Annotated in this window: 13 protein-coding genes and 1 tRNA gene; 4 read left to right on the top strand and 10 right to left on the bottom strand. The window is 64.0% G+C overall.

Annotation, left to right across the window (positions count from 1 at the left end; genetic code table 11):
* Nucleotides 1-40: 40 nt before the first annotated feature.
* A complete protein-coding gene (locus tag HLH29_RS12165; protein ID WP_182967155.1) occupies nt 41-1,027 on the top strand; it encodes an alpha/beta hydrolase in 987 nt (328 codons plus the stop codon).
* Here HLH29_RS12165 and petA read toward each other — a convergent pair.
* The 3 genes from petA to zwf all read right to left on the bottom strand — a co-directional run bounded on the left by petA (nt 1,011) and on the right by zwf (nt 3,803).
* On the bottom strand, nt 1,011-1,673 hold the full coding sequence (petA, locus tag HLH29_RS12160; protein WP_182967153.1) for a ubiquinol-cytochrome c reductase iron-sulfur subunit: 663 nt from the start codon (nt 1,671-1,673) through the stop codon (nt 1,011-1,013). The two genes, HLH29_RS12165 and petA, sit on opposite strands and share 17 nt — an antisense overlap.
* A gap of 196 nt (nt 1,674-1,869) precedes the next feature.
* Nucleotides 1,870-2,310 (bottom strand): hypothetical protein, encoded by a 441-nt coding sequence (locus tag HLH29_RS12155; protein WP_182967198.1) that lies wholly within the window; start codon nt 2,308-2,310, stop codon nt 1,870-1,872.
* Between the two features lie 14 nt (nt 2,311-2,324).
* Nucleotides 2,325-3,803: a glucose-6-phosphate dehydrogenase gene (zwf, locus tag HLH29_RS12150; RefSeq protein ID WP_182967151.1), complete on the bottom strand. Its 1,479-nt coding sequence runs from the start codon at nt 3,801-3,803 to the stop codon at nt 2,325-2,327.
* A 258-nt stretch (nt 3,804-4,061) separates the two neighbouring features.
* Here zwf and HLH29_RS12145 point away from each other — a divergent pair, with 258 nt between their 5' ends.
* On the top strand, nt 4,062-4,337 hold the full coding sequence (locus HLH29_RS12145) for a DUF2312 domain-containing protein (protein WP_114727655.1): 276 nt from the start codon (nt 4,062-4,064) through the stop codon (nt 4,335-4,337).
* Nucleotides 4,338-4,780: 443 nt separating this feature from the next.
* The gene (locus HLH29_RS12140) at nt 4,781-5,497 is read left to right on the top strand and encodes a hypothetical protein (protein WP_182967149.1); all 717 of its coding nucleotides are present in this window, start codon (nt 4,781-4,783) and stop codon (nt 5,495-5,497) included.
* Between the two features lie 171 nt (nt 5,498-5,668).
* Here HLH29_RS12140 and proB read toward each other — a convergent pair whose 3' ends face one another.
* The 4 genes from proB to rplU form a co-directional block, all read right to left on the bottom strand.
* Nucleotides 5,669-6,814 carry a glutamate 5-kinase gene (gene proB / locus HLH29_RS12135; protein WP_182967147.1) on the bottom strand — a complete coding sequence of 382 codons (1,146 nt, stop codon included), beginning with the start codon at nt 6,812-6,814 and terminating at the stop codon, nt 5,669-5,671.
* On the bottom strand, nt 6,793-7,845 hold the full coding sequence (obgE, locus tag HLH29_RS12130) for a GTPase ObgE (protein WP_182967145.1): 1,053 nt from the start codon (nt 7,843-7,845) through the stop codon (nt 6,793-6,795). The genes proB and obgE overlap by 22 nt, the downstream gene beginning before the upstream one ends.
* A gap of 122 nt (nt 7,846-7,967) precedes the next feature.
* On the bottom strand, nt 7,968-8,237 hold the full coding sequence (gene rpmA / locus HLH29_RS12125) for a 50S ribosomal protein L27 (protein WP_114727575.1): 270 nt from the start codon (nt 8,235-8,237) through the stop codon (nt 7,968-7,970).
* A gap of 69 nt (nt 8,238-8,306) precedes the next feature.
* On the bottom strand, nt 8,307-8,621 hold the full coding sequence (gene rplU, locus HLH29_RS12120; RefSeq protein WP_182967143.1) for a 50S ribosomal protein L21: 315 nt from the start codon (nt 8,619-8,621) through the stop codon (nt 8,307-8,309).
* Nucleotides 8,622-8,901: 280 nt separating this feature from the next.
* Between rplU and HLH29_RS12115 the strand changes: the two genes are divergently transcribed.
* A tRNA-Ser gene (locus tag HLH29_RS12115) sits at nt 8,902-8,991 on the top strand.
* Nucleotides 8,992-9,176: 185 nt separating this feature from the next.
* Here the strand turns inward: HLH29_RS12115 and HLH29_RS12110 are convergent.
* The 3 genes from HLH29_RS12110 to HLH29_RS12100 form a co-directional block, all read right to left on the bottom strand.
* Complete coding sequence (locus HLH29_RS12110; protein WP_182967141.1) at nt 9,177-10,898, bottom strand: relaxase/mobilization nuclease domain-containing protein; 1,722 nt, start codon at nt 10,896-10,898, stop codon at nt 9,177-9,179.
* A 13-nt stretch (nt 10,899-10,911) separates the two neighbouring features.
* Nucleotides 10,912-11,223 (bottom strand): plasmid mobilization protein, encoded by a 312-nt coding sequence (locus tag HLH29_RS12105; protein ID WP_182967139.1) that lies wholly within the window; start codon nt 11,221-11,223, stop codon nt 10,912-10,914.
* 221 nt (nt 11,224-11,444) lie between these two features.
* The gene (locus HLH29_RS12100) at nt 11,445-12,869 is read right to left on the bottom strand and encodes a type II secretion system protein (RefSeq protein WP_182967137.1); all 1,425 of its coding nucleotides are present in this window, start codon (nt 12,867-12,869) and stop codon (nt 11,445-11,447) included.
* Nucleotides 12,870-12,918 lie beyond the last annotated feature (49 nt).

The following is a 12,918-nucleotide window of genomic DNA, read 5'->3' as shown; positions in this document are numbered from 1 at the left end:
GCATCAAAAATATATAGAGAGTGGGCGGGAGAGATGGCGCATGGATCAGTCGGTGGCACGACGGGAGCAGCCCGGGGTGATGGCGCGCCTGCTGATGCGGCATCTGGCCGGTCGCGGACGGAGCGGGCGGGCGGCGGGGCGGCCGCGTACGCTCGATACGTTGCGTCGCGCACTGGACCAGCCCTGTTTTCCGCAGGTGCTGTCCGGCCTGCCCTTGCGGCGGGTTCTGGCGCTACGGGTGCCGGGGGCGGAGGAATTGCGGCCGGCACGGCTGTATGTGCCTCATGGCCGGGTGCGGGGCGCTGTGCTGTTCCTGCATGGAGGCGGGTTCGTGCATTGCGGGCTGAATTCGCATCATGGGATCTGCTGCCGGCTGGCGCGGGAATCGGGGGCGGCGGTGCTGTCCTACGATTATCGTCTGGCGCCGGAACATCGCTTTCCCGCCGCGGTCGAAGATTGCCTGGCGGCGCTGGACTGGCTGGCGGGCGAGGCCTGGCGCTGGGGTGGGCCGCTTGCCGTGGCGGGCGATAGCGCGGGCGGCAACCTGGCGGCGGTGCTGTCGCTGCTGGCGCGGGACCGGGGCGGGCCGGAGCTGGCGATGCAGTTGCTCTATTACCCGTCATTGTATGGCGCGCGGGATGTGCCGTCGCGGCATCGCTATGCCGAGGGCTATATGCTGACGGCCCGGCTGATGGAGTGGTACGGCCAGCAATATGCCCGCACGCCCGAGGACCTGAGCCATCCGCTGCTGGCGCCGATCTTTGCCGATTCGCTGGCCGGGCTGCCGCCGGCGGTGATCGTGCCTGCGCAGTTCGACCCGCTGTATGACGAGGCCACGGGCTATGCCGAGGTGCTGCGGGAGGCTGGGGGGCAGGCGGAAATCCGCTGCTTTCCCGGGACCATCCATGGCTATCTGAACATGTATTCGTTCATGCCGTGGGGGAAGGCGGCGATCCGCTTTGGCGGGCGGCGGCTGCGCGCGGCCTTTGCCGGGGCGGCCGGTCGGGCGGTCAGATCTGCTGGATAGACGAGAAGTCGAAATCCACGCCCGGCGGGTTTTCGCCGATGCGGATCGTGGTCGGGGTGGGCATGGCGTAGGGGGGGACCGGCAGGTTGTAGGGGGCCGGTGCGCCGATGAAGACCCGGCCGGCGAGATCGAACTTGGAGCCATGGCAGGGGCAGGCATAGCCGCCCGGCCAGTTGGCGACCGGCGTGGTGGGGTCTGGCGCCGGGGAATAAGTGGGCACGCAGCCCAGATGGGTGCAGATCCCGACCACCACCCCATAGGCGGGCACGATCGAGCGGTGCCAGTTGGCGGCGTATGGTGGCTGCTGCAGCACGCCCGAGGACGGGTCGCGCAGCCGGGCGGCCAGCGACGCCTGTTGCAGCCGCTCCAGCGCCTGGGGTGTGCGATGGGTGATGAAGACCGGGCTGCCGTGCCAGACCACGGTGATCTGCTGGCCCGGGGGGAGTTTCGACACGTCGACATCGACCGGCGGGCGGGCCGAGCCCGCATCGCCGGGGCGCAGACTGTCCAGGAACGGCCAGGAGAAGGCCGCCACCCCCGCACCACCGACCGCCAGCGTCAGCAGGGTCAGGAAATCGCGCCGGTTGCCGGTGGCCGGGGTATCGGTCGCGGGGCTGTCGGTTTCGGTTGGGCCGGTCGTTGTCATGCGCTCTGCCGGGTCTCGGTCATTTGGAACGTGAGAGCCTGCCGGGAAATGTGGGCTGGTGAGCGGGAGTAGCCCGTCAGGGCTACGGCCGGCGTGTGTTCCCGAGCACAGAAGCGGAGCGGCCTTGATGGCCGTGAGCATCGGAGCGCAGGGAACGCGCGTCGGACCGCCGCCAGCGCGCATTTCCCGGTAGGCGTCAGTGGGGCATGGGGTGGAAGGTGCCCGGCGACCCCCAATCGGTCTGCACTGTCTGGTCGATGCGGTTGACCTTGAGCGTGAACAGCTTGGGCAGTGTCTTGCTGTCGCCGGGGCAGGAGCCGGAATGTTTTTCCATCACGTCGAAGCGGGCGGCATCCGGCGGGTCGTTGCCGTTGACGATGAACAGCAGGCAGCGGCCGGGGGTGTCGGTCATGCCGTCATGCGTCACCACGGTGCGGAAATGCTCGACCAGGGCGGTGTCGTCGAACCAGTTCGCGTGGCGGAAGGTGATCTGGTCCGCCGCCTGGTCCAGCCAGCCCATGCGGGCGGCGACCGTCGCCAGCAGCACCAGCGGCACCACCATCACCACCCGGCGGACGATGCGCTGGCGCATGGTCCGCCGGGGGCGGCGTGGCGTTCCGGACGGTGTGGCTGCCATGCCGGCGGGTGACTTCATGTCATGTCCTCATGCCACGCATGGCCGTCCTCGGCCAGCAGCGCGCGGGCGGCTTCAGGGCCCCAGCTTCCGGCCGGATAGGTCTGGAGGGGGACCTTGTTCTCGGCCCAGCCGTGCAGGATCGGGTCGACCCAGCGCCATGCGGCCTCGACCTCGTCGCGGCGGATGAACAGGATCGGGTCGCCGCGCACCACGTCGAGCAGCAGGCGCTCATAGGCGTCGGGGTAGCGGGTGCCGAATGCCTTCTCGAAGGCGATGTTGATGTCGGCCTGGCGCAGGGTCAGGCTGTCGGTGGGCGTCGGGTCCTTGGTCGAGACCGACAGGGTCACGCCCTCGTCGGGCTGGATGCGGATCACCAGCCGGTTGGCGCGCGGGGTGCCGGGGAAGATCGACCAGGGGGCGGCCTTGAACTGGATGACGATCTCGCTGCACTTTTCGGCCAGGCGCTTGCCCGAGCGCAGGTAGAACGGCACGTTGCCCCAGCGCCAGGAATGGATTTCGGCCCGGATGGCGACGTAGGTTTCGGTGCTGCTGGTGGCGTCCTCGCCCAGATCTTCCAGATAGCTCGGCAGGGTGTTGTCGCCGCTGCGGCCGCGCGCGTACTGGCCGCGCACCGTGAACGCCGCCACGTCGTCGGGCGCGATGGGACGCAGGGCGCGCAGCACCTTCAGCTTCTCGTTGCGCAGGCTGTCGGCCTCCAGCGAGCCGGGCGGGTCCATCGCCACCAGGCACAGCACCTGCAGCAGGTGGTTCTGGATCATGTCGCGCAGCGCGCCGGACTTGTCGTAGTACGGACCGCGGCTTTCCACGCCCACCGTCTCGGCCGCCGTGATCTGGACATAGTCGATCGCGTCGCTGGACCACAGCCGCTCGAACACCGGGTTGGCGAAGCGCAGCGCGATCAGGTTCTGGACCGTTTCCTTGCCCAGGTAATGGTCGATGCGGAAGATGTGGTTCTCGGGGAAATGCCGGCCGACATGGTCGTTGATCGCGTCGGCGCTTTGCAGGTCGGTGCCGATCGGCTTTTCCAGCACCACGCGCGACTGCTCGGTCACCAGCCCCTGGGTGCTGAGATTCTCGCAGATCTGGCCGTACAGGCCGGGGGCGGTGGCCAGGTAGTAGACGCGGATACGGTCCTTGGGCGCCTGTTCCAGCAGGCCCTTCAGCGCGGGCCAGGTGCTGTTGGCTTCGGCGCCGTTCAGGCTGACATAATGCAGCAGGTCGAGGAAGCGGCGCGCGGTGGCCTGGTCGAGGTCCGCCGGCTTGACGAACTCGGTCAGGGCCTTTTCGGCGCGCTCCTGATAGTCGGCGCGCGAGAGGGAGGAGCGTGCGGTGCCGATGATCCGGGACTGATCGGGGATCTGCCCGTCGCGGTAGCGATAATACAGCGCCGGCAGCAGCTTGCGCATCGTCAGGTCGCCGGTGGCGCCGAAGACGATATAGTCGAAAACATCAACGGGAGGGAGCTGGGGCATCGAATACGGCCTCCTTGCATCGGGTCGGAGCGTTAGGGGGGCGCACATGGCCTTTGTCGAGACCGGCACCGTTGTCATAGGGGGGATGACCTGCCTGCACGGGTTTGGGCCGAGCCCCCGCGCCCTGTCAAGTTGCCATTGACCGGCCGCCACCGTCACGATAAGCCCCCCGTTCCCTGACCGGTTGCGGCCCGATCCTCGATCCGGGGCGGATCGGAGGGGCCAGATTCCATTCCCATGCTGGAGGCAGGCCGTTCCATGGACGCGGAAAATTTCGGTGATGACGACAAGGCGGCGGCGGTCGGCGGGATTGCGGCGGACCGGCTGCGCAGCATTATCGAGCGTGTCGAGCGCCTGGAAGAAGAGCGCAAGGCCCTGGCCGGCGACATCAAGGACATTTTCACCGAGGCGAAATCGGCCGGCTTCGACGTGAAGGTCATCCGCCAGATCATCCGCCTGCGCAAGCAGGAGCCGGCCGAGGTGGAAGAGCAGGAGACGCTGCTCGACATCTACCGCCGCGCCCTCGGCATGTAAAAAGCTGTCGTGCAGGCCGCTCTGCCGGCGATCCGACGCGCGTTTCCTGTGCTCCGGTGCTCACGGCCATTGAGGCCGCTCCGCTCCGGTGCTCGGAAACACACGACGGGCGTGCCGCTGCGCGGCACTCTCGCTCGGCAGACCAGCCTGCACGACAGCTTTTACGTTTCAAGGGGTGTTTGTCTCGGGTATTGAGAGACTGCTTCAAAAGCTCCGATGGTGAGTGGAAGCGCGGCGTCAGCCGCGCGTCTGGCGGTGGTTTTTGAGCATCGGAGCGGAGCGGCCTTGTGGGCCGTGAGCACCGAAGCGCAGAAAAGCGCCGTCAGGCCGCCGCCAGCGGGGCTTTTGAAGCAGTCTCTAGGCGTTCACGCGATCCTTGCGCGGGTGGTGGCTGATCTGGTCACATGCGCGGCGGGGTTCGTTTTTTCCGTGGTCGTGCGCAGATGCCGTTTCCGTTTTCCGACTGGATGCCCTGGTGGCTGCAGCTTGTGCTGCTGATCCTGGGGATGCTGTTCATCTTCCTCTGGATGCTGGTGCCGTTCGCGGTGTTCGGCGTGAAGGGGCGGCTGGATGCCCTGGCGTTGCAGATCGAGGATCTGCAGGCCGAATTGCGCGTGCTGGCCCTTCGGCCTGAGGAGCGGGCGCCGGTTTCGGCGCCGGCTCCGCGCCCGGCGGCTGCTGCCGCGCCGGTGGTGGAGCCTGTGGCCCCCGCGCCGCCGCCCGTGCGGTCGCCCGGGCCCGTTTCGGCCAGCGATGCCTATGTGGCGCGGTCCGAGCGGCCGGTTTCGGCGCGTCCGACCCGTTTCGATCCGCCGCCTTCCGCGCCAGCCAGCGTGCGTGCCGCGCCGCCGGTCGAGCCGCCGGCCTATGTTCCGCGTTCGGGCGCGCCGGTTTCGCATGATGCCAGCCGGCCCATGCCCTGGCATGACCGGCCGGCCGCAGCCCCGCGCGATCCGATTTTTTTCGTGCCGCCGGAAGAGGCGCGGCCGCCTTATACGTCGCCGCCGACCGTTCCCGATGCGCCGCCGACAGCCGAAGAGACACCGTTTCGGCCGGCCTATCGCACGCCTGACGAGCGCGCGGTCCGGCCGCAGCGCGACGATGAATGGGATGACCGGCCTCGGTCGGAGCCCACCTTGCGTTGGCCCCCTAGAACCTGAAAGCCTGATTGTAAATGCGGGCTGGTGGCGATCCGGCGCGCGTTTCCTGCGCTTCGGTGCTCATGGCCATCAAGGCCACTCCGCTCCGATGCTCGGAAACACACGACGGGCGCGGCCCGTTCCGGGCCGCTCTCGCTCACCAGCCCACATTTCCAATCAGGCTTTGCGCGGCTACCTCAGAACGAGGTCGTCGCGGTGGATGATTTCGTCGCGTCCGCGCCAGCCGAGCAGGGCCTCGATATCGTCCGAGCGGTGGCCGGCGATCTGGCGGGCGTCGGTTGCGCCGTAGGCTGACAGGCCGCGGGCGATTTCGTTGCCGTCCAGGTCGGTGACCAGGACCAGGTCGCCGCGTTCGAACGTGCCGTGGACCGCGCGCACGCCGGCCGGCAGCAGGGACGACCCAGCCGCCAGGGCCTGCCGGGCGCCGTCGTCGATGGCCAGTTGGCCGGCCGGCGCGAGGCCGCCGGCGATCCAGCGCTTGCGGGCCGACCGCCCGTCGGGCAGCGGCAGGAACCACGAGCAGCGTGCCCCGTCGCGCAGGCGTGCCAGCGGGTGCGCGTCCTTGCCCAGCGTGATCGCCATGGCGCAGCCGGCCTGGGTGGCGATGCGGGCGGCCATCAGCTTGGTGCGCATGCCGCCGGAGGAATAGCCGGGCGGAGGCGCGCCGCCCATGGCCTCGATATCCGCCGTCAGGGTGGCGATGACGGGCAGGTGGCGGGCGGTGGGGTCGATTCTGGGGTCGGCCGTATAGAGCCCGTCGATATCCGACAGCAGCACGAGCTGGTCGGCGCCGGTCATTTCCGCGACCCGCGCCGCCAGGCGGTCATTGTCGCCGAAGCGGATCTCGGTGGTGGCGATGGCGTCGTTTTCGTTGATCACGGGGACGCAGCCCAATCCCAGCAGCGTGTCGAGCGTGGCGCGGGCGTTGAGGTAGCGGCGCCGGTCTTCGGTATCGCCGGGGGTCAGCAGCAATTGCGCGGCGACCAGCCCGTGCGCGGATAGCGCGTCGGTCCAGGCCTGGGCCAGGCGGATCTGCCCGACCGAGGCGGCGGCCTGTTTTTCCTCCAGCCGCAGGGTGCGGCGCGTCAGGCCCAGGCTGTGCCGTGCCAGCGCGATGGCGCCGGATGAGACGAGGATGACCTCGATGCCCGCTCCCCGCAAAGTGGCGACGTCCTGCGCCACGCTGTCCAGCCAGTCGGTGCGTGGGGCGGCGTTGTGCGAATCCACCACCAGCGCGCTGCCGATCTTCACGACCACGCGGCGGGCCGTGGCCAGGCTGGGCAGTGCCGCGCCGGTCACGGCGTGGGCTCGGGCCATTGGGTGGCGGCCGGCGGAGCCTCGTTGCGTTCGGCCTCGCGAATTGCGGTGACCTCGTCCTGCAGCAGGCGCAGCACGTCGTCCAGTCCCTGGCGGGTGACGCCGGACAGGGTGACGACCCTGGCGCCGCTGGCCTTTTCCAGCGCGCGGCGGCGGCTGGAAATCTGCTGCGGGGTCATGGCGTCGATCTTGTTGAGCGCGATGATCTCGGGCTTGGCGGCCAGGCCGGGATCGTAGGCCTCCAGCTCGTGGCGGATGGTGCGCCAGGCCTTGACCACGTCGCCGGCCGCGCCGTCGATCAGGTGCAGCAGCACCGCGCAGCGTTCGACATGGCCCAGGAAGCGGTCGCCCAGGCCCGCGCCCTCATGCGCGCCGGCGATCAGGCCGGGGATGTCGGCGATGACGAATTCCTCGGACACCGACAGGCGCACGACGCCGAGCTGCGGGTGCAGGGTGGTGAAGGGATAGTCCGCGATCTTGGGCCGCGCGGCCGAGACGACGGAGAGGAAGGTGGATTTGCCGGCGTTCGGCAGGCCGACCAGCCCGACATCGGCGATCAGCTTCAGGCGCAGCCAGATCCAGCGTTCCTCGCCCGGCCAGCCCTTGTCGGCGCGGCGGGGGGCGCGGTTGGTGCTGGTCTTGTAATGTGCGTTGCCGTGGCCGCCATCGCCGCCATGGCACAGCACGATGCGCTTGCCGGGTTCGTCGAGGTCGGCGAGCATCGTCTCGCGGTCTTCATCGAAGATCTGGGTGCCGATCGGCACCTGGATCACGACCGGGGGGGCGGCAGCACCCGTACGGTCCGAGCCGGCACCGTTTCCGCCCTTGCGGGCGCGGAAATGCTGGGTGTAGCGGAAATCGATCAGTGTGTTCAGGTTGCTGGCGGCGACGAACACGATGTCGCCGCCACGCCCGCCCTTGCCGCCGTCCGGACCGCCGAATTCGATGTATTTCTCGCGCCGGAAGGCCACGACGCCGTCGCCGCCGTCACCGGACTTTACGTAGATCTTGGCTTGGTCGAGGAATTTCATCGTACTGGTCCGGTGGCAGCTTGTGGTCCTGGCTGGAGATAATACCCCGCCATGACGCAAAAAGGGCCGGTCCCGAGGACCGGCCCTTCGCGGGTCGAAAACGGTCCCGAGAAGCGGGGTGCTTACTCGGCCGCGATCGGCAGCGCCTCGACCGACACGTGCACGCGGCCTTCGGCGCGGCGCTCGAACTTCACGTGGCCATCGACCAGCGCGAAGATCGTGTGGTCGCGGCCGAGGCCGACATTGGTGCCCGGCTTCATCTTGGTGCCGCGCTGACGCAGGATGATGTTGCCGGCGATCACGCTCTCGCCGCCGAACTTCTTGACGCCGAGACGACGTCCGGCGCTATCGCGCCCGTTGCGGGATGAACCGCCTGCCTTTTTTTGTGCCATTGCCTGAACTCCTGACTCTGAACTGACCTGATAAGCCTGTCGGCGGCGCTGTTAGGCCGCCTGACGGGTTCAGGCGGCGTTGATCTCGGCGATGCGCAGCACGGTGACGGGCTGGCGATGGCCGTTCTTGCGGCGGCTGTTCTGCCGGCGGCGCTTCTTGAAGATGATGACCGTGTCCAGACGGTCCTGCGCGATGACCGTGGCGGTCACGGTGGCGCCGGGGACCAGCGGGGCGCCGATCGTCGTGCCGCTCTCGCCGCCGACGGCGAGGACGTCGGTGAAGGTGATGGTGGCGCCGGCTTCGGCTTCCAGCTTCTCGACCTTCAGGACGGTGTTGGGGGAAACGCGATACTGCTTTCCGCCGGTACGAATGACTGCAAACATGTTCTAACCTGTCTTTCCGATCTCTTGGCGCGTGCGGCCCCGTGGCGGGACAGGCGACGCGACCCAGTCGCTTTTTTTTATTGGCCGTGCGGACACGGCTACCCCTCGTCAGCGCGGGGGCGAGGTGCGGCTTTTACTGCCGGCTGCCGCGCGCCGTCAACCGCCGATTGATGGGCTGGGCGGGAGAGGGGGGAATATTATGTCGGAAAAACGCATCAAGGTCTCTTGCGCACCCTTTCACGCCACCCTATAAGCCCGACCCATCGCCGCTAGCGAAGACGGAGAGGTGCCGGAGCGGTCGATCGGGGCGGTCTCGAAAACCGTTGTGCGTGCAAGCGTACCGTGGGTTCGAATCCCACCCTCTCCGCCAGTTTTATCAATCCCCATGATGACCAGAGCGTTGTTGTATATACGCTTTCTGGTCTGGCGTGTCCATACGAATCGTGGAAAACGGCTGAAAACAGGCATTTTTTGCCTGATTTGTCAACCTCTATCTGCCAACAACAAATCCAACAACAATCCTGTGGCTCCCTTTTGTTGTTGTTCCGGATTTGTTCACAGTGACGGCATGCTGGGACCAATCCTGCGGACCCGGTGACTGGCCTGTGTAGGCGGGGGTGGTGGAGCCACAATCACAGCAGCCTGCGCGGCCCTATGGTCAGTGATTGCTCGACGAGGCTCCGATAGGAACCGAGCCAGTCGTTCACGGTCACGGCGGCTGTGGATATCTTTCGCCATCTGTTCCATGACCTCCAGGTCAGCCAAACGACCCCGGTTTTCAGGAGCCCGGCTCCAGGCTTCTCGTTCACGTTTTCTGGCGGCCACGAGTTTGCTGGCGGCGATACCACACGTGTAGCCGATATCATTGTGGCTAATGACATCATCCAGGCAAATGCCAATTGTCGGGTGGTTCCAGCGGCACCGCTTCATCGCTGCCAGAAGTTCATCTGAGCCACCACGACGAACCGATGGCCTCAATGATTTTCTTGATGACTGATAGGTAGCCCATGCTGGCTTCATTATGCTCACCATGGACTGCGCCACGTCGTATTTGTCGCGATGTTGAGGAATGGGCCATGGTTGAACCTTCGAGTCAGGCCATATACGCCGCTGCATCACTGAATAGATATCAGCCCAGCCGCTGGGTTTATTCCATGATGAGGCAATGGATTCCCACATGGCAATTTCTGTTGCGACTGCTTTGCGCTGCTGTTCTTCAAGAGCCTCTTTTACCTCGATTGCTTGAATCTGCTCTTTCGACATCCCTTTGACGCGCAGGTTCACGCCAGTATCCGGGATACGGTGCGTTTCATGCTGTTTATGCTGCCCACGATGAACCTGATGGCCCACTGGACGCGATATAGCTGCTGACGATGCCTGCGAAGGCTGCTTCGCCCCTTGGGTGATTTGAGCCCCATTTGCGATATCTACGTGGGCCGCAGGAGTAGGGGGCACCTTATCAAAGTTCATCGCGTTTTTGATGTCAGCGACCTTGATGCCGGTCAGTCGGGTCACGGACCCGATAACGTTGCCTTCGCTGTCGGCCAGTACGACGACATCCGGCTTCCTTGTGCCACAACACATATGGAATCCGCGATTACCTACCGCCTCCTTGAACGATGACCATGAGCCATTGGATTCTGTCCATGCAGACCGCATGAACGCCCTGATTTCAGGCATGGAGATGCCAGACCGTTTTGCTCTTTGATGCTGGCTTTTTGTATAGGCGGCTGTTGGCTCCGGCATATCTGCCAGCCCGGCCAGCCGTTCGCGTAAATCGTCATCAACGGCATTCAGGACTGCTCGATTGTGCTTTCCGTTCACCAATTGGAATCCAAATTCAGATTCCAGGGTCCTGGCTACCTTTTCGCCTCTCGCAAAGCTGTGAGACATTTTCATGGTCTTGCCGGATTCAGGATTTACGTTTCGAACGAGAAGATGCCAATGCCGGTCACAACCCGCAGCATCGTATCTGGCTTTCTGATGTCTGACGGCCAATGCGATATCAGATTCCATAAATCCAAATTCGGACATCAGGGCTTGCACGGTTCTTTTGACTTGCTGGCTTGTGATATCCTCCTTTGACGTAAGGATGAACTGTTGCATGCATGATTTACGATTGAACCGTTCGGCATCGGACAGGCAGTCCATGACGTCATCGCGGCTTCCCATAATTGTGCTGATGTCATCGTTGTCCCATGGCTTATCGAGAAGATGACGAGTCAGATTTCTGACTGCATCACATGTCGCGCGGGTTGGGACGATTTCGATAATCACAGCACAGGTTCGCTCATGTTACGCGAGACAAGATGGCGTTCAGCTTGCCACGCAGTTCAGGCAGCGCCTCAATTTCGGTATAAAGCTCACCTGCGAGTTCATGACCACTGTTCAGCTTCTTGGCTATTTGGTTAAGGTTGTTACCTATTGCCGACAGTTCTGAGCGGATGGCAACGATGTCGTCTCGCAGTGCCGGGCCGCTGGCTTGATAATCAAGCAGGCAGCGCCTGATGAATCCAGATGCACCTCTTGAACCAGCATTCTGACGAATCATTGATTCTTCGCTTGGCGTCATTCTGACTCTGACGTTTGCTGTCTTTTTCATGTTGGTGGTCTCCTGAATCTGTTCTTCAGGATTCTACCATCTCTTATTGCCAGGAATGCTCTGCGTGGGACATTCGGCTTCGCCTCATGACGCCACACACAGCACCTGGCAAGGGGGCTGCGCCCCCGTTGACCCCCACCTGATGGCTCATGGATAGGTCCATTGATGTCCACCGGCTGGCCCCCATGATGGCCACCCTGGTCAACCAGACCCCCCGCCCTTCACGACGAGCAGGCATTAGGCGCACCCGCGAGATACCCGGCATACAGCACCCCCAGGCTGCTGGGGTCATTAATATATGACACACACTGAACCGCCGAGTCTCCAGCCGACGTGGACACCACGCCATTCCCGGTTCCGGTTGATACAGCCTGCCGATTTGCCCAATCTGTTGTTCCGCTATCATATTCCGCCAGCGCGACATCAGGCGTCAGGCTCCCATGCTCGGCGTACAGATTAAACGGGTTCGACCGAGCATAACTGTCAATGCTGCCCCAAGTGTTCGTTATGCCGCTCGGCGTGGAGGCCGTGGAAACATCAATCCCGTAATCAGCCACCCACGAATTTGGAATCGTCAAGGACGATGCTGATGGGGCCACGACCTCGGCAACCCAGTATGTTCCGGATGATTTTGAACAAAGAAGATACGCCTTCGTGGACCCACCATCGGCCGAATAATCAACATACACCCCGCAACTCGTATATACAGCCGCGACAATCGGAGAGAAGGCCGGCGTTGGCATCACCTGGGCCGGCGGACTCACAGGAGGCGGCGGTGGTGGAGGTGGAGGGGGTGGTGGCAATGGTGGTGGAGGTGGTGACGGCAAAGGAGGTGCTACAGCCACAGCTACAGGCGGCGCATACGTTGCTCTTGGCGTGAGGTCTTCGACGAGGATTTCGGGAGAATCTGGCGGCACAGCAAGCACCGCAGGCGGCGAGGATGCGGCAGGATGCGAGTATTCGAACGGTATATACGGAGACGGCATATCAGGAGCCGTTGCCGGCGAGGATGCCGGAGGACCAGGATTTGCTACAGGTGGCGAGGGTGGCGCTGTTACCGCTGCATAGACCTGCACATCAGTTGACGTGACCGGCGGGGGTGCGTCAACTGTAATCCCGGCCCCAACGCTGGACGCTGGATGCAGGACGAATGTCAGCGTATTTCCATCGTTTTTGCATGAGGATTCTGCTGATTGGATTGTGCTGGTTTTGACCTGACTATTGTTAATCGATACGCCTTGGAACAGTGTTTTATCGCTTGCTGCGGATGTAGCGATTTCATAGCATGATGCTCGTGCCAGGCCCGATACGGTAATTCCATATCCTGATGATGTTGTTCCGACGGAGACATTTGAGCCGAAGGGTGAAATCAAGCGACCGGCTTTTAGATACGAAGCTGGCAGTCCGCCGGAGCCGACGACATCATTTGTGCTTGGTTCATAGATATGGGTTTGACGCGTCATTGTCGCAATGGCTGATGCGATATTCGCGACTTCTGATGTTGTCGCGTCATCTTTGTAGCGCGTATGAGAACCACCCAGCCAATACGCCGTTCCACCCGCGATAATCGTTGTGACACTCAAGGCGAATAATGTTTCCAACAGGGTGACGCCACGTCGATAGATAATCTGTTCGTTGGTATTCATGACAATTCCATCCCTGCTCATGTCCATGGATTATAGCGTGGGACAAGAA

The sequence above is a fragment of the Gluconacetobacter tumulicola genome (assembly GCF_014174215.1).
GTDB lineage: Bacteria > Pseudomonadota > Alphaproteobacteria > Acetobacterales > Acetobacteraceae > Gluconacetobacter > Gluconacetobacter tumulicola.
This window is presented reverse-complemented; position numbering and strand designations above follow the sequence as displayed.